The sequence below is a fragment of the Bradyrhizobium sp. Kon69 genome, from assembly GCF_055807515.1.
Genome location: NZ_JBVVOS010000017.1, coordinates 33,258 through 56,687, shown reverse-complemented (window position 1 = coordinate 56,687; position 23,430 = coordinate 33,258). Strand labels below are relative to the sequence as shown.

23 protein-coding genes and 1 pseudogene are annotated in these 23,430 nt (G+C 65.5%); 6 read left to right on the top strand and 18 right to left on the bottom strand.

Annotated features, from left to right (window positions below; genetic code table 11):
• The first annotated feature begins 43 nt into the window (after positions 1–43).
• Positions 44–547: a DUF6496 domain-containing protein gene (locus AC0L3U_RS22465; RefSeq protein ID WP_473363239.1), complete on the top strand. Its 504-nt coding sequence runs from the start codon at positions 44–46 to the stop codon at positions 545–547.
• Positions 548–757: 210 nt separating this feature from the next.
• Here the strand turns inward: AC0L3U_RS22465 and AC0L3U_RS22460 are convergent, their stop codons facing one another.
• From AC0L3U_RS22460 to phnG, 9 genes are read right to left on the bottom strand one after another with little or no spacing between them, the layout of a single operon-like run.
• A complete protein-coding gene (locus AC0L3U_RS22460; protein WP_473264408.1) occupies positions 758–1,369 on the bottom strand; it encodes a pyridoxamine 5'-phosphate oxidase family protein in 612 nt (203 codons plus the stop codon).
• A 22-nt stretch (positions 1,370–1,391) separates the two neighbouring features.
• A complete protein-coding gene (gene phnN, locus AC0L3U_RS22455) occupies positions 1,392–1,988 on the bottom strand; it encodes a phosphonate metabolism protein/1,5-bisphosphokinase (PRPP-forming) PhnN (protein WP_473363238.1) in 597 nt (198 codons plus the stop codon).
• Positions 1,985–3,139 carry an alpha-D-ribose 1-methylphosphonate 5-triphosphate diphosphatase gene (locus tag AC0L3U_RS22450; RefSeq protein ID WP_473363237.1) on the bottom strand — a complete coding sequence of 385 codons (1,155 nt, stop codon included), beginning with the start codon at positions 3,137–3,139 and terminating at the stop codon, positions 1,985–1,987. The genes phnN and AC0L3U_RS22450 overlap by 4 nt, the downstream gene beginning before the upstream one ends.
• A gap of 11 nt (positions 3,140–3,150) precedes the next feature.
• On the bottom strand, positions 3,151–3,849 hold the full coding sequence (phnL, locus tag AC0L3U_RS22445; protein WP_473363236.1) for a phosphonate C-P lyase system protein PhnL: 699 nt from the start codon (positions 3,847–3,849) through the stop codon (positions 3,151–3,153).
• Positions 3,850–3,871: 22 nt separating this feature from the next.
• Complete coding sequence (gene phnK / locus AC0L3U_RS22440) at positions 3,872–4,669, bottom strand: phosphonate C-P lyase system protein PhnK (protein WP_473363235.1); 798 nt, start codon at positions 4,667–4,669, stop codon at positions 3,872–3,874.
• The gene (locus AC0L3U_RS22435) at positions 4,662–5,558 is read right to left on the bottom strand and encodes an alpha-D-ribose 1-methylphosphonate 5-phosphate C-P-lyase PhnJ (protein WP_473295202.1); all 897 of its coding nucleotides are present in this window, start codon (positions 5,556–5,558) and stop codon (positions 4,662–4,664) included. The genes phnK and AC0L3U_RS22435 overlap by 8 nt, the downstream gene beginning before the upstream one ends.
• Complete coding sequence (locus tag AC0L3U_RS22430) at positions 5,555–6,658, bottom strand: carbon-phosphorus lyase complex subunit (protein WP_473363234.1); 1,104 nt, start codon at positions 6,656–6,658, stop codon at positions 5,555–5,557. Before AC0L3U_RS22430 ends, AC0L3U_RS22435 begins: the two co-directional genes overlap by 4 nt.
• 2 nt (positions 6,659–6,660) lie before the next feature.
• The gene (gene phnH, locus AC0L3U_RS22425; RefSeq protein WP_473363233.1) at positions 6,661–7,269 is read right to left on the bottom strand and encodes a phosphonate C-P lyase system protein PhnH; all 609 of its coding nucleotides are present in this window, start codon (positions 7,267–7,269) and stop codon (positions 6,661–6,663) included.
• Between the two features lie 4 nt (positions 7,270–7,273).
• Entirely contained in the window at positions 7,274–7,738 is a 465-nt protein-coding gene (gene phnG / locus AC0L3U_RS22420; protein ID WP_473363339.1) for a phosphonate C-P lyase system protein PhnG, read from the bottom strand.
• A gap of 118 nt (positions 7,739–7,856) precedes the next feature.
• Here phnG and phnF point away from each other — a divergent pair, with 118 nt between their 5' ends.
• The gene (gene phnF / locus AC0L3U_RS22415) at positions 7,857–8,588 is read left to right on the top strand and encodes a phosphonate metabolism transcriptional regulator PhnF (RefSeq protein ID WP_473363232.1); all 732 of its coding nucleotides are present in this window, start codon (positions 7,857–7,859) and stop codon (positions 8,586–8,588) included.
• Between the two features lie 166 nt (positions 8,589–8,754).
• Here phnF and phnE (AC0L3U_RS22410) read toward each other — a convergent pair whose 3' ends face one another.
• From phnE (AC0L3U_RS22410) to phnC, 4 genes and pseudogenes are all read right to left on the bottom strand, one after another.
• On the bottom strand, positions 8,755–9,516 hold the full coding sequence (phnE, locus tag AC0L3U_RS22410; RefSeq protein ID WP_473363338.1) for a phosphonate ABC transporter, permease protein PhnE: 762 nt from the start codon (positions 9,514–9,516) through the stop codon (positions 8,755–8,757).
• An 83-nt stretch (positions 9,517–9,599) separates the two neighbouring features.
• Positions 9,600–10,483: pseudogene (phnE, locus tag AC0L3U_RS22405) on the bottom strand (phosphonate ABC transporter, permease protein PhnE).
• Positions 10,484–10,559: 76 nt separating this feature from the next.
• On the bottom strand, positions 10,560–11,495 hold the full coding sequence (phnD, locus tag AC0L3U_RS22400) for a phosphonate ABC transporter substrate-binding protein (protein ID WP_473363231.1): 936 nt from the start codon (positions 11,493–11,495) through the stop codon (positions 10,560–10,562).
• 63 nt (positions 11,496–11,558) lie between these two features.
• Complete coding sequence (gene phnC / locus AC0L3U_RS22395) at positions 11,559–12,368, bottom strand: phosphonate ABC transporter ATP-binding protein (RefSeq protein WP_473363230.1); 810 nt, start codon at positions 12,366–12,368, stop codon at positions 11,559–11,561.
• A 172-nt stretch (positions 12,369–12,540) separates the two neighbouring features.
• On the opposite strand from phnC, the gene AC0L3U_RS22390 reads away from it, so the two are divergent.
• From AC0L3U_RS22390 to AC0L3U_RS22380, 3 genes are read left to right on the top strand one after another with little or no spacing between them, the layout of a single operon-like run.
• Positions 12,541–13,212: a transferase hexapeptide repeat family protein gene (locus tag AC0L3U_RS22390; RefSeq protein ID WP_473363229.1), complete on the top strand. Its 672-nt coding sequence runs from the start codon at positions 12,541–12,543 to the stop codon at positions 13,210–13,212.
• On the top strand, positions 13,209–14,402 hold the full coding sequence (locus AC0L3U_RS22385; RefSeq protein ID WP_473363228.1) for an alpha-D-ribose 1-methylphosphonate 5-triphosphate diphosphatase: 1,194 nt from the start codon (positions 13,209–13,211) through the stop codon (positions 14,400–14,402). The genes AC0L3U_RS22390 and AC0L3U_RS22385 overlap by 4 nt, the downstream gene beginning before the upstream one ends.
• An 18-nt stretch (positions 14,403–14,420) precedes the next feature.
• Entirely contained in the window at positions 14,421–15,119 is a 699-nt protein-coding gene (locus tag AC0L3U_RS22380) for a DUF1045 domain-containing protein (protein WP_473363227.1), read from the top strand.
• A gap of 203 nt (positions 15,120–15,322) precedes the next feature.
• Here the strand turns inward: AC0L3U_RS22380 and AC0L3U_RS22375 are convergent, their stop codons facing one another.
• The 4 genes from AC0L3U_RS22375 to AC0L3U_RS22360 all read right to left on the bottom strand — a co-directional run bounded on the left by AC0L3U_RS22375 (position 15,323) and on the right by AC0L3U_RS22360 (position 19,820).
• Positions 15,323–16,264, bottom strand: a complete 942-nt coding sequence (locus AC0L3U_RS22375) for a dihydrodipicolinate synthase family protein (protein WP_473363226.1) — start codon at positions 16,262–16,264, stop codon at positions 15,323–15,325.
• Positions 16,265–16,388: 124 nt separating this feature from the next.
• Positions 16,389–18,470 (bottom strand): methyl-accepting chemotaxis protein, encoded by a 2,082-nt coding sequence (locus AC0L3U_RS22370; RefSeq protein WP_473363225.1) that lies wholly within the window; start codon positions 18,468–18,470, stop codon positions 16,389–16,391.
• A gap of 133 nt (positions 18,471–18,603) precedes the next feature.
• Positions 18,604–19,374 carry an enoyl-CoA hydratase gene (locus AC0L3U_RS22365; protein ID WP_027514295.1) on the bottom strand — a complete coding sequence of 257 codons (771 nt, stop codon included), beginning with the start codon at positions 19,372–19,374 and terminating at the stop codon, positions 18,604–18,606.
• Positions 19,371–19,820: a MarR family winged helix-turn-helix transcriptional regulator gene (locus AC0L3U_RS22360; RefSeq protein WP_473363224.1), complete on the bottom strand. Its 450-nt coding sequence runs from the start codon at positions 19,818–19,820 to the stop codon at positions 19,371–19,373. The genes AC0L3U_RS22365 and AC0L3U_RS22360 overlap by 4 nt, the downstream gene beginning before the upstream one ends.
• Before the next feature lie 166 nt (positions 19,821–19,986).
• Between AC0L3U_RS22360 and AC0L3U_RS22355 the strand changes: the two genes are divergently transcribed.
• A complete protein-coding gene (locus AC0L3U_RS22355) occupies positions 19,987–21,705 on the top strand; it encodes an ATP-dependent Clp protease adaptor ClpS (protein ID WP_473363337.1) in 1,719 nt (572 codons plus the stop codon).
• A 25-nt stretch (positions 21,706–21,730) separates the two neighbouring features.
• On the opposite strand, the gene AC0L3U_RS22350 is transcribed toward AC0L3U_RS22355, so the two are convergent.
• The gene (locus AC0L3U_RS22350) at positions 21,731–23,392 is read right to left on the bottom strand and encodes a tannase/feruloyl esterase family alpha/beta hydrolase (RefSeq protein WP_473363223.1); all 1,662 of its coding nucleotides are present in this window, start codon (positions 23,390–23,392) and stop codon (positions 21,731–21,733) included.
• Between the last annotated feature and the right edge of the window lie 38 nt (positions 23,393–23,430).

The window sequence follows — 23,430 nt, the reverse complement described above, 5'->3', positions numbered from 1 at the left end:
TTGCGGTCAGATATCCCTGTGAATTCCAGAGGGAACTGGACCCATGCCAAGACAGGAAGTCATTCGCAAAGCCAGGCAAGACAAGCGTGCCGGAAAATCCGCAAGCACGCAGGCCGGCGAATTCGTCAAGGACCAGATCGACAAGATCCGCAAGGGCAAGCATGGCGCGCGCTCGACGAAACAGGCCATCGCCATCGGTCTGTCCGAAGCGCGCCGCGCCGGCGTCGATCTGCCGCCACCGCGCAAGGGTCGCGCCAAGAAGGCGACGCGTCGTAGCGCCAAATATGCCTATGAGGTCGGTCAGGGCAAACGCACCCCGAAGCGCCGGCCGCGCGTGTCGCAGGCCGTCGAAAAGGTCTTGAAGAAGGAGCCGCGCTCGACCGCATCGCGCAGCGCACTGGCGAAGCAGGGCAAGCGTGCAGCGAGTCAGCGATCCGCCGCGTCACGTTCGGCTACCGCGCGCAAGGCAAGTCGCACCAAGGGTGCCAAGGCCCGCTCCACCGCCGCAAAGAAGGCGGCACGCACCAGGGCGCGCCGCCGGAGTTGATCAGTTCGCGCGCCGGCCCCGTTCGGAGAACACGTTCTCCCCCTCCTTCCCTTCTCCCCTTGCGGGAGAAGGTGGCGCGAAGCGCCGGATGAGGGGTTGCCTCGGCGAATCCTGAAGCAAGAGAGTCGCGTGCGGAGAGAGACCCCTCACCCGTCTCGCCGCTGTTGCGGCGAGCCACCCTCTCCCACAAGGGGAGAGGGTAAGAGAGAGCTACCACATCGTCGCGGCGGCGCGCTCCGGCCAGGCGCGGTCGTATTCCGCACCGCCGACCTTGTTCTCGCTCATCTCGGCGAGGATCTGGCCGGGCGTCGGCAGCGTCTTGGGGTCGATGCGCTTGTCGGGATTCCAGAGATCGGAGCGGACGATGGCGCGGGCGCACTGGAAGTAGATCTCGTCGACATTCATCACCATGACGCTGCGCGGCGCCTTGCCGTCGACCTTGAACGAGGCCAGCAGTTCGGGATCGATGGAAAGATGCGCCCGGCCATTGGCGCGGACCGCATTGCCCGAGCCGGGGATCAGGAACATCAGCGATACCCTGGGATCGCGCACGATGTTACGCAAGGAATCGACCCGGTTGTTGCCGCGGCGGTCCGGCAGCATCAGCGTCTTCGGGTCATGAATGCGGACGAAGCCGGAGAGATCGCCGCGCGGCGAGCAGTCGATCCCCTCGGGTCCGATGGTGGCGAGCGCGGCGAACGGGGCCTTTTCGATGAAGACGCGATAGAGCGGGGTGACGTGGTCGGCGACTTTCACGGTCGAGGCGTCGTTGGTGACGCCGTAGATGGCCTCCAGCTGCTCGACCGTTTCGATCACCGACATTCCAGTCTCCTTCTTGCGCCGGCTATTCGTGCCAGCCCTGATTCTTGATCACGCGCAGAAGCTGGCGGCCGTGATACTCCGCACTGCCCGCGTTGAGGATGGTGACATCGGCCTGCGCCGATGCGTCTTCGACGCTACGCGCCAGCCGTTCGACGATATTGCCGTCACTGTGCCGGGCGCGGGCGGCGATCCGCTGCGCCAGCACATCCGGCGGCGCAGTGATCACGACCACCACGACGTTTGCATAGGTCTGGCGTAGCGCGCCGATCACCGTGCGCGAAACGTTGGCCACGACGGCGCGTCCGGCACGAATATCGTCGTTGAGGTCGAGCGGCAGCGCGTAGCAATGCCCATGCGCCTCCCAATGCACGGCGAATTCGCCATGCTCGCGCGCGCGACGGAATTCGTCAGGGCTCACCGCGACATTGTCTTCGTCGGCGGAGGATTCGCGGGTCACGACACGGCGCGGAAAGACGATGTCGTGGTCCTCGATGCATGCTGCCCGCGCCAGCCGCAGCAGCGTGTCCTTGCCGGCACCGCTGGGACCGACCACGAGCACGAGCCGCCCGGGCCCGATCGCGCCCGCCGTCTGTCCCGCCGAGGTGACGGTCTCGCTCATGCGACACGGCTCCCTTCGCGCCAGACGCTGCGGACCGCAGGGACGCTGCCCGCAACATGCACGCGGATCAGATCGGCACGCTTGCCGACCGCGATTTCGCCGCGGTCGGACAGGCCGACGGCCTCCGCAGGCGCCTTCGTCACCGTGCGGATCGCCGCCGCAAGACTGATGGCGGGCACATGCTCGGGCAAATGCAGCGCAGCCATCAAAAGGCTCGAGGGAATGTAATCCGACGACAGGATATCCAGCAGGCCTTCGCGGGCGAGATCGACGGCGGCGATGTTGCCTGAATGCGAGCCGCCGCGCACGACGTTCGGCGCGCCCATCAGGATGTCGATGCCGGCCTCGTGCAGGCCGCGCGCGGCCTCCAGCGTCGTCGGGAACTCCGCCACCGAAACGCCATCGCGCACGGCGTCCACGACGTTCTCCTCGGTGGTATCGTCATGGCTCGCCAGCGGGATCTTGTACTGATGTGCCAGCGCCACGATCTCGCGCATGTTGGTCGCGGCGTAGGCCTTCTGATATTCGAAGCGCTTCGCGAACAGCTGGTCGAGCTCGGCGTCGGTCTTGCCGCCGCCCTTGCCGCGGTAATAGTCGCGCAGCTTGCCTTCGTCGCGGAACTGGCGCTGGCCGGGGGTGTGGTCCATCAGCGACATCAGCCGCACGTCGGGACGGTCGATCAGCTCCCTGGCCTCCTCGACCACGCTCGGCATCGGGATTTCACAGCGCAGATGCAGGAAGTGATCGGCGCGCAGCAGGTCGGCGTCGCGCGCGGTCGTGATCGCGGCGGCGAGCGTGCCGGCGCGGCCGTCGACTTCCTCGGCGCCGTCCTCGCGCCAGACCCGGAGCGAGTCGAACACCGTGGTGATGCCTGAGGTCGCGAGCTGGCCGTCGTAGGAGACGACGGCGGCGACCGGATTCCAGAACACTTTTGGCCGCGGCACGTAATGCGCCTCGAGGTGATCGGTGTGGAGCTCGATCAAGCCGGGCATGATCAGATCGCCGCCGGCATCCTCTGCCCCCGTGGGCGCCCTGCCCTCGCCGATCTCGGCAATGCGCCCATCGGCGAGGGCAATCCAGCCCTGCTCGATCACGCGCTCCGCCAGCACGATCCTGGCGTTGGCGATCACGATGTCCTTCTTGGCGTTCATGTCCATTTCCTTCAGGCCGCGGCGGCGAAGCTGGTGACGTCGACGATGCGGTCGGCAATCTGATGACGGATTTCGTCGTCATGGACAATGGCGACCATGGCGACGCCCTGGCGCTTCTTTTCGGCGACCAGCTCGACCACGACGGCGCGGTTGGCGGCGTCGAGCGAGGCGGTGGGCTCGTCGAGCAGCAGGATCGGCAGATCCGAGATGAAGCCGCGCGCGATGTTGACGCGCTGCTGCTCGCCGCCGGAGAAGGTCGCGGGCGGCAGCTGCCAGAGTCGCTGGGGGATATTGAGCCGATGCAGCAATTCGCCGGCACGGGCTTGCGCCTCCGCGCGCGCCAGGCCGTTGACGATCAGCGGCTCGGCGACCACGTCGACGGTGGCGACGCGCGGCACCGCGCGAAGGAACTGGCTAACATAGCCGATGGTCGCGCGGCGGATGTTGAGGACCTGCCGCGGCTCGGCGGTGGCAAGATCGACCAGCGCGCCGCGATGGCGGATGCCGATGCGGCCGGAATCGCAGCGGTAGTTGCCGAAGATCATCTTCAGGATCGAGGATTTTCCGGCGCCGGATGGCCCCGACAGCACGACGCATTCGCCGGGATCGACGTGAAAGGTCACGCCGCTGACGACTGGCAATTCGATGCCGCCCTGCAGGTGCATCGTAAAGGTCTTGTTGGCGTTGGCGACGTCAATCATGGCGGTCATTGAAAAACTCTTCCTGGAAGGCTCATGGCGGCAGAATCGAGGAGACGAGGAGCTGGGTGTAGGGCTCGCGGGGATCGTCGAGCACCTGGTCGGTGAGGCCGGTCTCGATGACGCGGCCGCCTTTCATCACCATCACGCGGTGCGACAGCAGGCGCGCGACCGCGAGATCATGGGTGACGATGACGACCGCGAGGTGCAGCTCGGCGACCAGGCTGCGCACGAGGTCGAGCAGACGGGCCTGAACGGAAACATCGAGGCCGCCGGTCGGCTCGTCCATGAACACCAGCCGCGGCTCGGTGACGAGATTGCGGGCGATCTGGAGACGCTGGCGCATGCCGCCGGAATAGGTCCGCGGCGCATCGTCGATGCGTGCGATGTCGATCTCGACGCGGGTCAGCCAGTCCGACGCGGTATCGCGGATGCGGCCGTAATGATTCCACCCCACCGCCATCAGCCGCTCGCCGACATTGGCGCCGGCTGAGACCGCCATGCGCAACCCTTGCGCGGGGTCCTGGTGGACAAAGCCCCAATCGGTGCGGAACAGGAATCGCCGCTCGGCCTCGCCCAGCGTAGCGAGATCGCGGATGACGCCGTCGCGCATCCGATAGGAGACGTGCCCGCCGCTGGCGGCGAGCTGACCGGACAGGAGCTGCAACAGCGTCGATTTGCCCGAGCCGGATTCCCCCACGATCGCCAGCACCTCGCCGGGATAGAGCGAGAACGAGACATCGCGGCACGCGGCGATGCGGCCATAGGATTTGCTGAGCGACTCGGCAACGAGCAGCGGCTGGTCGTTCTCGAGCATGTCTTGATCAGCCATTCGATGCCTCCTGCGCCTTGTCCTTGTACGGCGCGGCGCTGAGGCTGCCGTGATGGCCGGCGGCTTGGCGGCCCTCGCAATAATCGGTGTCGGAGCAGACGAACATGCGTCCGCCCTTGTCGTCGGTGACGATCTCGTCGAGATAGGAATTTTCCGCGGCGCATAGCGCGCAGGGCGCGTTGAAGCGATACGGCTCGAAGGGATGGTCCTCGAAGTCGAGCGACACGACTTGCGTATAGGGCGGGATCGCGTAGATGCGCTTTTCGCGGCCGGCGCCGAACAATTGCAGCGCCGGGCAATTGTCCATCTTGGGATTATCGAATTTCGGCGTCGGCGATGGGTCCATCACGTAGCGCGCATTGACCTTCACCGGGTAGGCGTAAGCCGTCGCGATGTGGCCGAAGCGGGCGATGTCCTCGTAGAGCTTGACGTGCATCAGGCCATATTCGGCGAGCGCATGCATGCGCCGTGTCTCGGTCTCGCGCGGCTCGAGGAAGCGCAAAGGCTCGGGGATCGGCACCTGATAGACCAGCACCTGATTTTCGTGCAGCGACGTCTCGGGAATGCGGTGACGGGTCTGGATCACGGTCGCATCTTCAGTCGCGGTCGTCGTGGCGACGCCGGCGGTCTTGGCGAAGAATTTGCGGATCGAGATCGCGTTGGTGGTGTCGTCGGAGCCCTGGTCGATCACCTTCAGCACGTCCTCGGGCCCGAGGATCGCGGCGGTGACCTGGACGCCGCCGGTGCCCCAGCCATAGGGCATCGGCATTTCACGGCTGGCGAACGGCACCTGATAGCCGGGAATCGCAATCGCCTTGAGGATCGCGCGGCGGATCATCCGTTTGGTCTGTTCGTCGAGATAGGCGAAATTGTAGGCGGGCGCGTTCATTCCGCGGCCTCCTTCATGGCGTCAGGCGCATTGGCTTCAGTGAATTCCTTGCGCAGCTTGCGCAACAGGCCGAGCTCGGACTGGAAGTCGACATAATGCGGCAGCTTCAGATGCTCGACGAAGCCGGTCGCCTGGACGTTGTCCGAATGCGACATCACGAATTCTTCGTCTTGCGCAGGGGCGAGTGTCTCTTCGCCGAGCTCGCGCGCACGCAACGCGCGGTCGACCAGCGCCATCGACATGGTCTTGCGCTCGCTCTGGCCGAAGGCGAGGCCATAACCGCGCGTGAAGCACGGCGCTTCGGTCGCGGAGCCCTTGAACTGGTTGACCATCTGACACTCGGTGAGCTCGATCGAGCCGAGCGGCACGGCGAAGCCGACGTCTTCCGCCGAAAATTCGACATCGACCTCGCCGAAGCGGATCTCGCCGGCGAAGGGATGGTTGCGTCCGTAGCCGCGCTGGGTGGAATAGCCCATCGCCAGCAGAAAACCTTCGTCGCCACGCGCGAGGTTCTGCAGACGCAGATCGCGGTCCGCGGGAAAATTCAGCGGCTCGCGGGTGAGATCGCCGACGCTCGCGCCCTCTTCCGCTTGCGGCGAGGGCTCGATCAGGCCGTCGCGGCCGAGGATATCCGTCACCCGCGGCGTTGGCACCGTGGATGCTTCGGCCGTCGCAGGCTGCTCCGGCACAAAGCCTTCGGCGAGCGAGGGATCGAGCAGGCGGTGGGTATAGTCGAAGGTCGGGCCGAGAATCTGGCCGCCGGGAATGTCCTTGAAGGTCGAGGACACCCGCCGCTGCACCCGCATCGCTCCGGTCTCGACCGGCTCGCTGGCGCCGAAGCGCGGCAGCGTGGCACGGAAGGCACGGACCAGGAAGATCGCCTCGATCAGATCGCCGCGCGCCTGCTTGATGGCGAGCGCCGCGAGCTCGCGGTCATAGAGCGAGCCTTCGCTCATGACGCGGTCCACGGCGAGGCCGAGCTGCTCCGAGATCTGGTCGAGGGAAATTTCCGGCACGCTTTGGTCGCCGCGCCGCGCACTGGCGAGCAGGCGGTGGGCGTTCTCGATGGCGCGTTCGCCGCCTTTGACTGCGACATACATGCTTAGCTTCCCTTGCTCACGACACGCGTGGTGCGCGGGATCGCAACCACGGCATCGTCGGCGACCAGCACCACATCGACGCCGCGCGGAAACAGCGCTTCGTTGACGCGCAGGCGATCGAACAGGTCGTACGGCTTGATCGACGCCTGGAGCGTGGCGACGCCGTCGATGCCGGGACCGCGCAGCTCGAAGCCGCGTCCTCCGTCCAGGCTCTCGACCTGAAGGATCAATGTGGTCGACCGATCCGGATATTCGCTGGTGCCGAGCGCGAAACGCTCGAGCGAAGGCAGCGCCCCGCCGTCGCTGATCAGCGCGAAGCTTGCGATGGAAGAATCCGGCACCACCGGCGCGCCGGTATGGAATTTCAGCCATTTCACGACGTCGGACCTCTCAGACATGCGCGCATCGAGCCAGAGCGGCGTGTCGTGGTCGAACAGCGTCAACGCGATCGCGGCCGTGCCGCGCATCATCGTGTGAGGCGCCCCTGATGTCGGCACGATGCGCCGGACCGAGCCCGGCCGCGCCATCGCGTCCATCACCGAGCGAAAGGTCGATTGCGCCGACAGCACCTTGTCGGCGAACCCCGGCGGCAGTTCCGCAATCGTGGTCATGATCTCACCCCTCACCGCGCACCATGGTGTAGAAATCAACCTTCGTCGCGGCGGTCTCGGCCGCCGCCTGCTTGCGCCTGACCATCAGTTGCTCACGCAACGGCGCGATAATGTCCCGCTCCACCGCGGCGCCGAAATCGCTGGACTGCACCAGCGCATCGCACAGCGCGATCAGCCGCGCCTTCTCGCCGTCGCGACCGAGCGTGTAACCGAAACCGACCTCGCCGCTCGCAAGCCGCACCGCGGCGCGCGACACCGTCGCTTCGCCGAGATTGAACGGCGCGCCGTCGCCGCCGACCCGGCCGCGCAGCATGACGAGGCCGTTTTCCGGTGCGCGCAGATCCTGATGCGCCGGCAAAGCGAGTGCGCGGAGGCGAGCGGCGATCTCGCCCGCCTCCGCGTGCGCCAGCACGGCCATTGCGGCCTTGCGCTGGGCTTGCTGATTGTTGTGCTGGGTCACCAGATCCACCGACTTTTCTGCAGAACTTGCCGAATCCAAGTTGTCTATGATACTAGACAACTTGATACCGGAGCGCCATGACTGTTTCGTGACAAAGGCGTGATTTCTGGAGTAGCTTCCAAGCCACATGAGCATGCAGGACACAGCCTCCTCCGGCGTCGCGTTGTGGCGCCTCGTTGCCGACGGCATCGAGCGCGGCATCGCCGACGGCCGCTTTGCGGCCGGCGACAAGCTGCCGGGCGAGGTGGAGATCGCCGAAACCTATCGCGTGAACCGCCACACCGTGCGACGCGCGCTGGCCGCCCTTGCCGAGCGCGGCATCGTGCGGGCCGAGCGCGGCAGCGGAACCTATGTCGAGGCGCAGAAGCTCGCTTATCCACTGCGCTCGCGGACCCGCTTCTCCGAGATCGTCGGCGCCGACGGCCGCGAACCGCATGGCCGGTTGATCGAGGCGTCCGATGATGTCGCGACCCGCGAACTCGCGCGGGAACTTGGATTGAAGACCGGCGCACCATTGGTCCGCATCGAGGCGATGCGCCTCGCCGACCGCACGCCGATCTGCGTCTCCACGACCTGGCTGTCGGCGCAGCTGTTCCCGGGTGCGGGCGACGTCTTTGCCGCGACCCGCTCGATGACGAAATTGCTCGAGCATTACGGCGTCCGCGATTATCGCCGCGGCGCGACGCGGATCACCGCCGGCATCGTCGACGCAACCGACGCCGCACGGCTCGATCTGGCGCTGGGACGGCCGATCCTGGTGGTCGACGCCACCGACCACGATCTCGACGGCAAGCCGCTGGTCACCAAGCATTCGCGATTTGCCGCAGAGCGGGTGGAATTTCTGGTGGAGAACGGGTGAGCGGGTTGTTCTCCCCCTCTCCCCTTGCGGGAGAGGGTGGCTCGCCGCGATAGCGGCGAGACGGGTGAGGGGTATGTCTCCGCACGCAGTGATCTGAATCTGCAGATGCAGACCCCTCATCCGGCGCTTCGCGCCACCTTCTCCCACAAGGGGAGAAGGAAGAAAGTTACGCCACTGCCCTTCGGCCGATGATCGCAAAACGCAATTTGCCCGAGACGAAATCGATCGCGGCGACCGCGACCAGGATCATCAGGATCAGGAACGAGACCTTCTGCCATTCCAGCACGCGGATCTGCTCGGCAAGCTGGAGGCCGATGCCGCCGGCGCCGACGATGCCGATGATGGTGGCCGAGCGCGTATTCGACTCGATGAAATAGAGCACCTGCCCGGCGATCACGGGCAGGACCTGCGGCAGCAGGCCGAAGCGAATCTCGTGCAGCGCACTGCCGCCGGAGGCGCGGATGCCTTCGACTTGCTTCTGGTCGGCGCCCTCGATCGCCTCCGAGAACAGTTTTCCAAACGCGCCGAAATCGGACACGGCAATGGCGAGCACGCCGGCAAACGGGCCAAGCCCGACCACGTTGATCCACACCAGCGCCCAGATCAGCGTGTCGACGCCGCGGATCGAATCCAGAAAGCGGCGGATCGGAAAGCGCAGGAGCTTCGACGGCACGACGTTACGCGCGGCAAGAAGACTGACCGGCAGCGCGAACAGTGCGGCCAGCGTCGTGCCGAGTAGCGCGATCGACAGCGTCTCGCCCAGCGCCTTCAGATAGATCGGCAGTGACGAGCCGGGATCCGGCGGGATCATCATCAGGCTGATCCAGCCGAGCTGGCTGAGGCCGGCGACGAAGCGCGAGGGCGAGAAATCGAGATCGACCAGGCCATAAATCAGGATCGCGAGCGCCGCGACGATCATCGCCGGCATGGCGAGCCGGGCCGAGGCCGGCCGGTCGAACACATCAGGGTAGCGCGCGCGAAGCGCCGCGGTGTCGGTCTCCTCCGGTCCCGTCACGTCCGCGCCTCCTTGCCGAACAGACGGCCGCGCAGCCAGCCGGTGCTGATGTCGATGATGAAGACCGTGACGATGATGGTGAGCAGGATCGCGCTGACGTCGGAGTAATAGAACTTGCGGATGGCGACGACGAGCTCCTGGCCGATGCCGCCGGCGCCGACGAAGCCCATCACGGAGGCCTCCCGGACATTGATCTCGAAGCGCAGCAGCGCGTAGCTGGCATAACCCGCGGTGACCTGCGGCAGGATAGCGAAGCGCATGCAAGCGAGCCAGCTCGCGCCGGTCGAGCGGACACCTTCGACCGGCTTCATGTCGGCATTCTCGACGATCTCGGAGAACAGCTTGCCGAGCGCGCCGGTGGAGTGAATCGCAATCGCCAGCACACCCGCCATCGGTCCGAGCCCGAGGCGATCACGAAGATCAGCGCAAACACGATGCCGGGCACCGTGCGGGCGAATTCAAGCAGGCGCCGCACCCCGAACCGCAGCCAGGGCGCGGGCGAGGTGTTTTCGGCCGCGAAGAAGTTCAGGCAGAACGCAAAAGTCGCGCCGATCAGCGTGCCGACATAGGAGATCAGCAGCGTCTCGCCCAGCATCTTCAGCCATTTCTGCCAGCCCCAGAGCCATTCGCCGATATCGGTCCAGACCCGCTGTCCGCTGTCGAGTGTGAGGATGCGGTCGAAATAGCTGATGAAGTTGCCGTAGTGGGTGAACAGCGTGCGCAGATTCACTTCGGCGCCGATCGCCGCCAGAAGCAGCGCAGCGACGAAGATCACGGCTCCAAACAGGAGTCGGAGCCGCTTGCGCGCGACCGCCTGGCGATAGGCGGCGTTGAGCACGGCGAGCTGCTGCTCCGGGAGGATCGAAACCGCGACGGTCATCTGATCAGGAAAGGTGGTCGATTAAAGAGAAAGAGCCGGGTCCATCGACCCGGCTCCAGTGGCATCGTCCCGAAACTCAGGACGCCTTCTTCTTACGCAGCGCATCGACGAACTTGATCAGCTCGATCGTGCCATCCCAATCCTTGGTGGTCGCGGGATGAAAACCCTTCTTCTGGCCGTCCTGGAGGCGATCGAACGCAGCCTTGTCCTTGGCCGGCGCGTCGAAGAACGCCTTCGCGATCGCGGCCTTGGCCTCTTCCGGCAGGTCGGAATTGTAGGCATAGGGACCATTGATGATCGGCGCCGACTTGTGGATGATGCGGAAATCGTCCTTCTTCATCGCGGAGCCGTCGGCATTCTTCAGCATGCCCTTGGTCAGCATCTGCGCCAATGTCGAATCGTCGTCGCTGGTCCACTGGTTGGCGGCGACGTCGACCGTGCCTTGCGCCAGCGCCAGGATTGCGTTCTCATGGCTGCCGGTGAAGACAACCTTGCTGAAATAGGTGTCGGCGTCCGCGATGCCCATCTTGTCGAGCTCGAACCGCGGCACGTTGTTGCCGGAGGTCGAGTTCGGGTCGACCAAGCCGAGGTTCTTGCCCTTGAGCTGATCGATGCTCTTGTAGGCGCTGTTCGCCTTGACGAAGAACACCGAGTAGTAGCCGGTAGAGCCGTCGGAATTGATGTCGTTGGCGAAGGCGTCGGTCTTGACACCGGTCAGGCGGGCGCGGGCGAACGAGGCAGAACCATAGCTCGCGATATGAATGTTGCCGGCACGCTGGCCTTCGATCACGGCCGCGTAGTCGTTGGCGATGCGCAGCGTGACCTTCACGCCCAATTCCTTGGAGAGATAGTTCATGAACGGCGCCCAGCGCTCGGTGACGCCCGAGGCGTTTTCCGCCGGAATGACCGCGAAGGTCAGTTCGGGATATTTGGCTTTCCAGTCCTCGGCGGAAGCTGAAGCCGTGAACGCGAGCGCGGCGGCGCCGGCAAGAATCAATCTGCGAGTGATCATGATAGCCTCTTCATGGGTTGAGGTCGGTTGACGCAAAACTGGTGAGTCCTGATGCGGCGCCGCTCAGGCGGCGGCCGCCGTTCCAAGCGCCGGAATGCCTTGTCGCACCGGTGCAGGCGTGCCGCCCATGACATCGGCGGCTTCGAGATCGTAGAGCTCGCGCGCAACGTGCTCGGTCAACTCGGCCGGCGCGCCGTCGAACACCACGCGCCCCTGCGCCATACCGATCAGGCGGTCGCAATAGCTGCGCGCCAGGTCGAGCGAATGCAGATTGCAGAGCACGGTGATGCCGAAATGCTTGTTGATGCGCAAAAGCGCATCCATCACGATCTTGGTGTTGCGGGGATCGAGCGAGGCGATCGGCTCGTCGGCGAGGATGATGTCGGGTTGCTGCACCAGCGCGCGGGCGATCGCGACACGCTGCTGCTGGCCGCCGGAGAGCTGGTCGGCGCGCTGGGCTGCGAGCGGGGCGATGTCGAACTGCTCAAGCGCGGACATCGCCAGCGCCTTGTCCTGCTCGGGCCAGGTCTGCGACAGCGAGCGCCAGGCCGGCATCGTCGCGAGCCGGCCCATCAGGACATTGGTGAGAACATCGAGCCGGCCGACCAGGTTGAACTGCTGGAAGATCATCGCCGAGCGCGCCCGCCACTGCCGCAGCTCCTTGCCGCGCAGCGCCGTGACGTCGAGGCCGTCGAACAGGATGCGACCCTGTGAAGGGATCGCGAGACGGTTGATGGTCCGCAGCAGGGTCGACTTGCCGGCGCCGGACCGTCCGATCACGCCGACGAAGCCGCCGGGAGAGACTTGAAACGAAGCGTCGTCCACCGCGGCTTTCACGCCGAAGCGACACGTCAGACCTTCAACCACCAGCATGCAGGGCTCCAGAGTAGCTGGGACCCACCGCTAACGCCGGCGCTTGACACTTGTGTGACACGGACGTTGCGGTGCGGCGATCCTACACACCTCATCCCCTGTCATCACATCGTCATGACATTGTCATCAAGCCGCTCGAAGAGAAACGCCAGCCCTCTCGTTCGGATGCAACATGGCCGCCAAAGCTCTTTCGGTCCAGCCGACCATCGATCCCTCGGCGAAGCTGCACGACACCAGGCTTGGGGCCTATACGGAGGTCGGCGCCCGCACGATGCTGCACGAAGTAACGATGGGCGATTACTCCTATGTCGTGAACGACGCCCAGATCACCTACACCACCATCGGAAAATTCTGCTCGATCGCGGCGATGACACGGATCAATCCGGGCAATCACCCGATGCACCGCGCCACGCAGGCGCACTTCACCTATCGGTCGAGCGCCTATTTCGATGGCGAGAGCGACGACACGGAATTCTTCGACTGGCGGCGCCAGCATCACGTCCATATCGGCCACGACGTCTGGATCGGCCATGGCGCGATCGTGCTACCGGGTCGCAACATCGGCACCGGTGCGGTGATCGCGGCCGGCGCCATCGTCACCAAGGACGTTCCGGCCTACACCATCGTCGCCGGCAATCCGGCGCGCATCGTACGCCGGCGGTTCTCGGAAGAGGTTGCGGGACGGCTTGCGAGGCTCGCCTGGTGGGACTGGGATCACGACAAATTGCGTGCAGCAATGCCCGATTTCCGCAAGCTCGGGATTGAAGATTTTCTCTCGACATATGAAGCACGAGGAAGTTCTCTCAACAGTCCTGTTGGCAGCAAACCAAGCGCGGTCGCGTGACAGACATTCTTCTTGAGGGCGGCCGGACCCTGATCGGCTCCGAGTTCGTCGAGACGTCCCTTGCCCTGTCCGGACAAGACATCGTCGAGGTCGACGCGTCTCGCGGCCGGACGCGGCTTGCGATCGATGCGCGCGATCTGCTGGTCCTGCCGGGCATCGTCGATCTGCATGGCGATGCCTTCGAGCGGCAGATGATGCCGCGCGCCGGGGTCGACTTTCCGATTGACGTGGCGCTCGCCGACAGCGACCGCCAGGCCATCAGCAACGGTATCACCACGGTGTTTCACGCCACGACCTGTTCGTGGGAACCGGGCCTGCGCAGCGCCGACAATGCGCGCGGTCTGATGGAGGCGATCGAACGGCAGCGCCCGCAGTTTGCCGCCGACACGCGCTTTCACCTGCGCCATGAGACTTACAATCTCGACGCCGAAACCGAGATCAGCCAGTGGCTCAGCGAGGGCCGTGTCGACCTGTTCGCCTTCAACGACCACATGGACGGCACGGTTGGAGACATGGCCAAGCCGCGCAAGCGCAACCGCATGGTGGAGCGCACCGGCCTGTCGAGCGAGGAATTCGACCGGCTGGTCGGGCGTGTGCTCTCCCGCGCCGGAGAAGTGCCGGCTTCGGTGTCGCGGCTCGCCGCGGCGGCGCGCGCCGCCGACGTGCGGATGCTCTCGCACGACGATGCGACGCCGGTGATGCGCGAGGGCTTTCGCGCCATGGGCGTGGCGATCGCAGAGTTTCCGATCAACGAGGAGACGGCGCGGGCGGCGGCAAGCCACGGTGACGCCATCGTTTACGGCGCGCCGAACGTCGTGCGCGGCGGCAGCCACACCGGCTGGACCAAGGCATCCGACATGATCGCCAAGGGGCTCTGCTCGGTGCTGGCCTCGGATTACTACTATCCCGCGCAGCTGCTCGCTGCGTTCCGCCTCGCCGCCGATGGCGTGCTGCCGCTGACCGAAGCCTGGAACCTGGTCTCCGCCGCGCCGGCGCGCGCGACCGGCCTGGCCGATCGCGGCGTGCTCGCGGAAGGCCGGCGCGCGGACATTCTGCTGGTCGACGACAACGTGCCGCTGCGGCCGCGGCTGATCGCCGTGATATCGGGCGGCAAGCTCGTGCATCTCACCGACGCGACGCGGTTGCTTGGCATGGCAGCTACCCCGCGCGAAGCTGTCGTCGCGGCATAAACCCGCTATGCTCGGACGATGACAAGTTTCCCCCGCTACGCGATCTATTTTTCCGCAGGCCGCGACAGCGCCCTCTCCCGCTTCGGCGCGGAGTTGCTCGGTTACGATGCCTATATCGGCAACGAGCTGCCCTTTCCCGCCGACGCATCGCATCTCGCGCCGGACTGGCGCGACATCACCGCCGATCCCCGCAAATACGGTTTTCACGGCACACTGAAGGCGCCGATGGCGCTTGCGCCGGGCAGGACGGAGGCGGAGCTCTTGGCCGCCTGCGCGGCCTTCGCCGGCGAGGCGCGGACGATCCCGGTGATCCGCCCGGTCGTCGATGCCATCAGCGGCTTCATCGCGGTCATTCCGGCTGAGCCGGTCGATGCGCTCCAGGAGCTCGCCGCCGATTGCGTCCGCGCGTTCGACGGCTTTCGCACCGCCCTGACGGCCGAAGATCGCGCGCGACGCAGGCCCGAGAAGCTCAGCGAGCGGCAGCGCGACTATCTCGATCGCTGGGGCTACCCTTACGTGATGGAGGAATTCCGCTTCCACATGACGCTGACGGGTCGGCTGGACGCGGAGCGTCGCGGGCCGATTCTGGAGATGCTGCGCGCGCGGTTTGCTGCGCTCGGGCTTGAGACGCTGGCGATCGATCGCATTGCGTTGTTCAAGCAGGACGATGCGGGAGCAAGGTTTCGCATTGTGGGCGAGTGGGCGCTGGCGAGGTAGGCGACACCGCTGCACCATTCCCGGTGTCGTCCTGGCGAAAGCCAGGACCCATTACCCCAGGGAGCCGTCGTGGTACGAGCCCGTAGCCCGGAGTATCCGCCAAACGACATCCTGGGGTAATGGGTCCTGGATCTGCGCTCCGCTTCGCTGCGCTTGTCCAGGACGACGGCGGAGTTAAATAGCAACCGCCGAGCAGCGTTGCCCTACTTCCCCCACCGCAACGCCAGCGCATCGCGCTCCTTCGCCAACTCCAGCAGCCCTGCCCGCGTCGCCGGATGCAACGGTTGCAACGGATGCCGCACCGTGTCCGACTTGATCACGCCGCCGGCCTGCATCATCGCCTTGCAGGCGATCAAGCCGCATTGGCGGTTTTCGTAATTGATCAGCGGCAGCCAGCGTTCGTAGGCGGCTTTGGCCTCTTCACGCTTGCCCGCGAAATAGGGATCGACGATCTGGCGGATGCCGTCGGGATAGCCGCCGCCGGTCATCGCGCCGGTGGCGCCTGCATCGAGATCGGCGAGCAGCGTGATCGCTTCCTCGCCGTCCCAGGGACCCTCGATATCGCTGCCGCCGGCCTCGATCAGGCTGCGCAGCTTTGCAGCCGCGCCCGGCACCTCGATCTTGAAATAGCGGATGTTGGAGAAGTCGCGCGCCAGCCGCGCGAGCAGCTCGACCGACAGCGGCGTGCCGGCGACAGGCGCGTCCTGGATCATGATCGGAATCTTGATTGCGCCCGACAGCACCTTGAAGAATTCGACGACGCCTTTCTCGGGCACGCGGAAGGTTGCGCCGTGATAGGGCGGCATGACCATGACCATGGCGGCACCGGCCGCCTCGGCCTGCTGGCTGCGCGCGGCGCAGACGGCCGAGCTGAAATGCGTGGTCGTGACGATCACGGGAACGCGGCCCGCGACATGCTCCAGCACCGCATGCATCACGGTCTCGCGCTCGGCATCGGTGAGCACGAACTGCTCGGAAAAATTGGCGAGAATGCACAGGCCGTTCGAGCCTGCGTCGATCATGAAATCGATGCAGCGGCGCTGGCCGTCGAGGTCGAGCTCGCCGCGCTCGTCGAAGATGGTGGGCGCGACCGGGAACACGCCGCGATAAGGGCGCTGGGCCTTGTGTTGGGGCGTGACCGACATCGAACTCTCCATCCCTGATATCTCTTACACCTGCCGCGACGCTCGCGCAGCGTCACAGATGTACCCGCCGCGTGCATCGGCGGCAATGCCGATCGCGCGACGGTGGGACGGAAGATTGTCGAAGTTATGCGGTCCTCACCGCGCCCAAAAAGCCCTCGACCGCGACGCGGAGACGATCGGCATCGGCCGACATTTTCGTCACGGATACCGACAGGACCGAACCGGCATTGCCCGTCTCCTGGTTGAGCCTGGCGACGCTGCCGATGGTGTCGGTGACCTCGCGGGTTCCCTGCGCGGCCTGCTGGAAGTTGCGGGATATCTCGGTGGTGGCCGCGCGTTGCTGTTCGACCGCGGCCGCAATCGCCGTCATCTTCTCGTCGATGCCGCTGATCGCGCCGCCGATCGCGCGGATGGCAGTGACCGCCTGGCCGGTCGCGCCCTGGATCTCCGCGACCTGGCGGGAGATCTCTTCCGTCGCCGTCGCCGTCTGCGAGGCGAGGCTCTTGACCTCGCCGGCGACCACGGCGAAGCCGCGGCCGGCCTCGCCCGCGCGCGCAGCTTCGATGGTGGCGTTCAACGCCAGCAGATTGGTCTGTCCTGCGATGGCGTTGATCATCTTCACGACCTCACCGATGCGGCCAGCGGTCTGATCGAGGATCTCGACCGTCGCATTGGTCTGCGCTGCCTGCGACACGGCTTCACGGGCCTCGCGGGCGCTGGCTTGCACCTGCGCGGAGATCTCGCCGACGGACGCGGAGAGTTCTTCGGTCGCGGCTGCGATGGTCTCGAGATTGTTGGTGGCCTGCTCGGCGGAGGACGAGACCGCCGCGGTCTGGCTGCTCGATTCCGACACCAGCGAGCGCACGTCGGTCGCGGTGGCATCGAGCTCCTTCGTCGACGCCGCAACGCTGTGAATGACGGCTTGCACGGTGTCGTCGAAACTGCGGCAGGCCGCATCGACGGTGCCGGAGCGGGCGAGCTGCAGCGCCTGCTGCGATTCGCGTTCCCGGCCCAGGCGTTCCGCGGTCGCCGCGCTCTCGCGCAGGCTTTCGAGCGCGGCCGCCATGGTGCCGAACTCGTCGGGATATCTGGATTGCGGGACCGGCGTCGCGTAGTCGCGGGCGCTGATCTTGGCGATGGCATCCAGAATGGCGCGCACCGGGCGCATCAGGCGGTTGCGCACCACGTACACGCCGGCCAGGGTCACGGCCAGCGCGAGCAGGAACGCGAGCGACTGTACGACGAGATTGGTGAGCGCCTTAGCCTGCACCGTTTCGGCCCGGACGATCGACTGGTCGAGCGCCTTGTTCGCTACGGCGACAATGGACGCGAACGGTGCCTGACACAGCGTATTCCATTCCGAGGCGGGCATCGCGGGCTTGCCGCTGCCGTCGAAATTCTTCGTGAGGTCCCCGATCTGCTTGAGGGCCCCGTCGGTCTTGGCCTTCGCGTCCGTCGCTGCCGTCACCAGCTCCGCCGCCACGTCCGGCGCAGCCAGCAAGTCGGCCATGCCCGCCCAGCCGGAGGTGATCGTGCCATCCCATTGCGCCACTGACCGCTTCTGAGCGTCGTCGAGCGGCTTGCTGCCGTTGACGTTGGAGCGAAGGGACGAACAATGGATTCCATAACGGTCGCGCACCTGCCAGGCGAAGCGCCGGACCTGGATCATGCGGGCGATGAAGGGGTCGTTCATCCAGGCACGGTTCGACACCGCGGTGGAGGCGAGATTGGCCGTTTCGATCACCTTGGTGACGGCATCATACCAGGAATTGGTCCGCTCGATCTTGCGCTCGGCGCGGGGGCGCTTGGCTTCGTCGTAGAACAGCTGGAATTGCGGCGTGGCGGCGCTCCAGCCCTGCTTCAATGTGCCAGCGAGTTCGTCGCGGCGGGCGAAGTCAACGGTGGCAAGCGCGGCGCCGATGGCGTCATAGCCGCCCTGCTCGGCCTTCTCCGCCGCCTCTAGTTTTGCTCGCGGATCATCCTCGCCGAGGATCGCGCTCTGCGCATCGCCGCGGTTGTTGCGCAGCGCCAGCACGCCATGGAAGATCGCCTTGTCGGCGGCGGCAAGCCGCGCGGTCTCGAGGCTGTCGCTATAGCGGCCGAACGCTCCGACCATCTGGATCGCCGTGGAGGCCAGCGCACCCGCGGCCAGCAGGGCCATCAAGGTCAGGAGGAGCGAACTTACCGATTTCTTAAACATTGCCATGGTGTCGGGGGCCTGGGTCGGGGGCCTATTCTTTCGAGCGCCACCTTGCCCGCGACATGCCAATGTTCCGTTAAGGTTTTAATCGAATTGCCGTGAGTTGCCCGGCTCGACAAGCCTTCCTGCAGCCCGGATCTCACGCAACCTTGGTGAAATCCGGCGGGCGGCGCTCCGCAAACGCCGTGAAGGCCTCGCGCGCCTCGGCGGTGCGCAGGCGCAGTCCGAACTGCTCGCCTTCGGCATTCATCTGCGCGACCAGCGCCTCGCCATTGCGCATCAGCTTCTTGGTGGCGGTGAGCGCGCCGGCCGGCTGACGGGCAAGACGCTGCGCCAGCGCGAGCGCTTCGGCATCGAGCTTGTCGAGCGGCACTACGCGGTTGGCGAGCCCCCATTCCAGGGCGGACTTGGCCGGCACCGTCTCGCCCAGCGCGAACATCTCGTAGGCCCGCGCGTAGCCGATGCGCGCCGGCATCAGCAGGCTGGAGGCGGCTTCCGGCACCAGCGCCAGGCTGACGAAGGGCGTCGACAATTGCGCGTTGTCGGCAAGTACGACGAGGTCGCAATGCAGCAGCATCGTGGTGCCGACGCCGACGGCGCGGCCCTGCACCGCGGCAACCAAGGGCCGAGTGCAGCGCGCCAGCGACTGGATGAAGCGCACGACGTTGCGGCTTCCTTCCGACTTGCCCGCTGCGACCGCGGCGAATTCGCCGACGTCGTTGCCGGCTGTGAACATATCGCCTTCACCGCGGATCAGGATCACACGGGCCGACGCATCCGACTCGGCGGATTCGATGGCATCGGCGAGCTTGCCGTACATCGCATCCGTCAGCGCGTTCTTCTTGTCGGGGCGCGCCAGCGTGAGCGTGAGAATTCCGCCGTTGTTCTCGATCCGGACTTGGTCAGTCATTCGTTCGCTCCTCTTGGGAATTTGTCCTGAATGCTCATCAGCCAGCGCGCGACGATGTCGATCTCCGCGCTGGTGAATCCCTCCGTCAATGCCGCATTGACCTTTGCTGCGCTGGCCTTCGCCTGCGCCAGCGCCGTTCGCCCCTTCGGCGTCAGCCAGACGCGCCAGGCGCGACCATCCTCGTGATCCGCGCGCCGCTCGACCAGTTTAGCCGCCGCCGTACGGTCGACCAGCCCCGAGATGCCGGCCGGCCCCAGATCGAGCGCCGCGCCCGCCTCACCCATCAGCACGCCGTCCTGCTTGCCGAGGATAAACAGGAGTCCTGCCTGCGCCGGCGTCACCTCGTTCGAAGGCTGCGCCGCCATCCAGCGCTGCAAGCGCCGCTGTGCAACGCTCAACAGGTAGATCAGCCGATGATGCCCCGCGCCGGCTTTTTTATTTCGCATACGAAATAGATAATTGAAGCGGATCAGATTGTCAAAGGACGGCGGCGAGGCCGATGACCCTGCCCGTCGATCGCAATTTATCGCGTCCGTCCCGCTTGACGGCCGTTCCTTTTTATGTTCCCTATTCGTTCTATTCAATCATAGATTGTCCCGGAGACCTTTCGTGATGAACAGTATGCGTGGCGAGAACCAGCCGACCCAGCTCGTAATTCATAATGACGATGATACGCCGGACCAATTCGTGATGGATTTGCTTCGGCAGGTTTTCGGCAAATCAGACCGTGAAGCGACCGCGCTCATCACCCAGATCGAGCAGAAGGAAAAAGCGGTTTGCGGACCTTACCCGCAATCGGTCGCCGAAGCCCTTTTCAAATCTGCGCAACAATCCATCAGCTTGGCCGGCCACCAACTGCAGGTCACGCTAGAGGCGGTCAAGACTCCCTGTGAACTCTGTGGCAAGCCGGAGGGACAGACGGACGTGCGTATCGGCGACCGAACGGTCTGGCTGTGCAGCGACTGCATGCGTGCGGCGGATGAACCCTCGAACGAACAAGAGGAAGATTTCGACTTTGCTTGCGACGTTCTCGATTGGCACCTTGCCAGCACCGCGCGCAGCAAACTCGTGACCACGATCCGCCAATTTCCCGGCCACATGCGGGTCGATCTTCAAGCCGCGGTCGACCGGCTCTTCGGCAAGGCCATCCGGCTGGTGGGACTGAACGAGGAGCAGCGCTACGAAACGCTGTCGATTCCACGGCTGCTCAAGGAGGGCCGCTATGCGATTGCGATCGCCCCGCTGCAATATTCCGACGTCGACGTAGGCGAGAAGAGCCCGGTCAAGTGTCTGGATAACGGACTATGGCTGTGTGAGCAGGATCATCTCCGCTATGCGGTTTTGCTCTGCGCACACCGCGAATACAGTCGCGAGCCCGGAATTCGGATCGAGATCCTGGTGCCTTCAGGTTCCGCAGGCGCGGCTCTCGTCCAGCAATGCTTCAATGAATTGGAAGAAGCCGTACAGGCTGCGCGGACCTATCGCGGCAAGATCCTGTCGCTCGATGCCGACTCTGACTATCGCGGTCGCTCGCGCGGCATCACGGTGCATCGCTTGCCGCAGGTCGCGCGCGACGAGGTGATTCTGCCGGAGCAGACCCTGCGGCTGCTCGATCGCAACGTTCTGACCTTCGTCAACACCCGAGACCAATTGCGCCGGCTGGGTCAATCGACACGCAAAGGCATCTTGCTGTACGGGCCGCCGGGCACCGGCAAGACCCACACGATCCGCTATCTCGCAACGCATTTGCCCGGGCATACGACGCTGATCATCACGGCCGAGCAGATCGGTCTGCTCGGCGCCTATATGAGCCTGGCACGGCTGCTCCAGCCGTCGATGGTGGTGATCGAGGATGTCGATCTCATCGCCCGCGACCGCGATGACATGGGGCCGTGTGAGGAATCCATGCTGAACAAGCTGCTCAACGAGATGGACGGGCTGAAGGAAGATGCCGACATCCTGTTCGTCCTGACCACGAACCGGCCGGAGGACCTCGAAGGAGCTCTCGCGGGTCGCCCCGGCCGCATCGATCAAGCCATCGAAGTGCCGCTGCCCGACGAGACCGGCCGCGGCAAGCTGGTCCGTCTCTACGGCAGGGGATTGCCGCTCGAGGGGGCGGTGATCGCGGAGGCTGCCCGACGCAGCGAGGGCACGAGTTGCGCCTTTATCAAGGAGCTGATGCGGCGGCTGGCGCAAGGAAGCATCGCACGGGACGGCGGCAACACCGTGATCTCCGCCGATATCGACGAAGCCCTTGACGACATGCTGTTCTCCGGCGGCCGGCTCAACGCGCAGCTGCTCGGCGGCGCGCAGGCAATGGCCGCCGGGTGACGCTTCCTCCGACATGGCGCGCCTGTTACGGCGCGCAGGTGAAGCTCGACGCCTCTGTCAGCGGCCCGCTCTTGTAGTGCGGCCAGGCCGGCCAGCGGCACAGCGGCAGCGCGCGAAGCGTCGCAAACGACGGCGCTTCGACCTTCTGCTCGGTAACTTCCAGATCGCCGGGCGCCGTGCCCTTTTCGACCCAGTCGACCAGCGCGCTCAGCATGTCGACATTGGCCGGCGCGCCGGAGCCGACATGGTCGACCCCGGGCGCGGTGTAGAGCCGCGCGAATTCAGCCGTCTCGGCCTTGCCGAGCTTGCGTTCGACGCTCTCGAAATAGCGGATGCCGGCATAGGGGCTCTGCGCATAGTCCGCCATGTGTTCGAGCATGATCAGCCGCCCGCCGCGAGCGCGGAAGCGGCTGAGGTCGGGGTCGGTCGAATCCATCAGGCTGGAGACCTCGAGCAGCCGCGCCTTGTGCTGTTCGGGCTTATACGTCGTCACGTCGAGCTTGGGATCGCGCGCGAACACATATTGGATGCCGCCGGCGCCGTAGATCCAGGCGATGCCGTTATTGGGCGCGGGCGGCTGCGCGGGAGGCGCCGCGCCGAGCCACCACGCGACCCAGCCGCCGGTCGGGCCGACCGCCGGCGTGTCCTCGCCCGACACGCCCCAGCCCGGATAGTCGTCAAGGCCGTTGGCGAGCGGGAACGGGAATTTGTAGGTCGCATGCAGGGTGTCGATCGCCTTAATTTGTGCGTCGGTGAGGCACTGATCGCCCGTCTTGCCGCTCGCGCAACGCAGCGTCTCCGCCTTGAAGACCGCCTTGCAGGACACGGGGTCTTGCACCAGCGCGTCATCGGAGCCATCGGCCTTGTCGCAAGCCGCCCGCACGGCATCGCCCACGAGCTTCACCTGCGCCGGGTTGATCCAGCCATCGCCCATGGTCACGAGACCCGAGCGCGTGCCGGCATGCTGCAGGCCGACCCAGTTGATGACGGGCACGCGGGCAAAGATACCGTCGAAATCGTCGGGATAGCGTTGCGCCATGGTGAGGCCTTCGCGGCCGCCCTCGGACGACCCCATGAAGTACATCTTCTCAGGTCTCTTGCCGTAGGCGCGCTGCATCAGCGCGACGGCGGCATCGCGCACCTTCTTGTAGGCGCGATGGGCGAAATTCTCGAAGGCTTCGTCGTTGAGCGCGAACAGCTGCGGCGGCTCGCCCGGCTTGGACTCATGACCGGAATCGGTGCCGTAGGTGACGAAGCCGCGCGCGAGCGGCGACGGCTTGTCGAAGGGATAGGCCGGCGGCAGCGTCAGGCCCGTGATCAGCACGCCGTTGAATCCGCCCCCGCCATATTGCAGCGAGCGGCCGTTCCATTCGACGGGCAGATTGACCTGAAATCTGATCGGCGGCGCCTTGGGATCGGTGGGATCGATATGGCCGAGCACCTTGCAGAAGCCGGGATTGGCGGGCGTGACGCGCCCCGACGGCGTCGGGCCGCGCTCGGCGACGGCAAGCTGCGACGGCGCCAGCAACGTCGCCGAATCGATCTTCACGGCGTCAGTGCTGCCGACCAAGCCCTTGCAGACGGCGTCCGCATCCTCAGGCAATGTCACTGCTAAAGCGGAATTCGCGCCAAGCGCGCCCGCTGCGCCCACCAGCAACGCGCACAGCTTCACATGGATTTGCGCCATCGTTTCCCCCTGAGTTTCTGTTCGTTCTGTCAGCAGGC

What these genes read in the sequence shown, in the direction of transcription:
- AC0L3U_RS22350 (WP_473363223.1), bottom strand. Translation starts at nt 23,392, where the DNA reads ATGGCGCAAATCCATGTGAAGCTGTGCGCGTTGCTGGTGGGCGCAGCG.
- AC0L3U_RS22460 (WP_473264408.1), bottom strand. Translation starts at nt 1,369, where the DNA reads ATGTCGGTGATCGAAACGGTCGAGCAGCTGGAGGCCATCTACGGCGTC.
- phnE (WP_473363338.1), bottom strand. Translation starts at nt 9,516, where the DNA reads ATGCCGGCGATGATCGTCGCGGCGCTCGCGATCCTGATTTATGGCCTG.
- AC0L3U_RS22355 (WP_473363337.1), top strand. Translation starts at nt 19,987, where the DNA reads ATGAACAGTATGCGTGGCGAGAACCAGCCGACCCAGCTCGTAATTCAT.
- AC0L3U_RS22380 (WP_473363227.1), top strand. Translation starts at nt 14,421, where the DNA reads ATGACAAGTTTCCCCCGCTACGCGATCTATTTTTCCGCAGGCCGCGAC.
- AC0L3U_RS22360 (WP_473363224.1), bottom strand. Translation starts at nt 19,820, where the DNA reads ATGCGAAATAAAAAAGCCGGCGCGGGGCATCATCGGCTGATCTACCTG.
- AC0L3U_RS22430 (WP_473363234.1), bottom strand. Translation starts at nt 6,658, where the DNA reads ATGTATGTCGCAGTCAAAGGCGGCGAACGCGCCATCGAGAACGCCCAC.
- phnC (WP_473363230.1), bottom strand. Translation starts at nt 12,368, where the DNA reads ATGCTGGTGGTTGAAGGTCTGACGTGTCGCTTCGGCGTGAAAGCCGCG.
- AC0L3U_RS22435 (WP_473295202.1), bottom strand. Translation starts at nt 5,558, where the DNA reads ATGAACGCGCCCGCCTACAATTTCGCCTATCTCGACGAACAGACCAAA.
- phnH (WP_473363233.1), bottom strand. Translation starts at nt 7,269, where the DNA reads ATGACCACGATTGCGGAACTGCCGCCGGGGTTCGCCGACAAGGTGCTG.
- AC0L3U_RS22365 (WP_027514295.1), bottom strand. Translation starts at nt 19,374, where the DNA reads ATGACTGACCAAGTCCGGATCGAGAACAACGGCGGAATTCTCACGCTC.
- phnN (WP_473363238.1), bottom strand. Translation starts at nt 1,988, where the DNA reads ATGAGCGAGACCGTCACCTCGGCGGGACAGACGGCGGGCGCGATCGGG.
- AC0L3U_RS22465 (WP_473363239.1), top strand. Translation starts at nt 44, where the DNA reads ATGCCAAGACAGGAAGTCATTCGCAAAGCCAGGCAAGACAAGCGTGCC.
- phnD (WP_473363231.1), bottom strand. Translation starts at nt 11,495, where the DNA reads ATGATCACTCGCAGATTGATTCTTGCCGGCGCCGCCGCGCTCGCGTTC.
- AC0L3U_RS22375 (WP_473363226.1), bottom strand. Translation starts at nt 16,264, where the DNA reads ATGTCGGTCACGCCCCAACACAAGGCCCAGCGCCCTTATCGCGGCGTG.
- AC0L3U_RS22450 (WP_473363237.1), bottom strand. Translation starts at nt 3,139, where the DNA reads ATGAACGCCAAGAAGGACATCGTGATCGCCAACGCCAGGATCGTGCTG.
- AC0L3U_RS22390 (WP_473363229.1), top strand. Translation starts at nt 12,541, where the DNA reads ATGGCCGCCAAAGCTCTTTCGGTCCAGCCGACCATCGATCCCTCGGCG.
- phnF (WP_473363232.1), top strand. Translation starts at nt 7,857, where the DNA reads ATGAGCATGCAGGACACAGCCTCCTCCGGCGTCGCGTTGTGGCGCCTC.
- AC0L3U_RS22370 (WP_473363225.1), bottom strand. Translation starts at nt 18,470, where the DNA reads ATGGCAATGTTTAAGAAATCGGTAAGTTCGCTCCTCCTGACCTTGATG.
- phnK (WP_473363235.1), bottom strand. Translation starts at nt 4,669, where the DNA reads ATGGCTGATCAAGACATGCTCGAGAACGACCAGCCGCTGCTCGTTGCC.
- phnL (WP_473363236.1), bottom strand. Translation starts at nt 3,849, where the DNA reads ATGACCGCCATGATTGACGTCGCCAACGCCAACAAGACCTTTACGATG.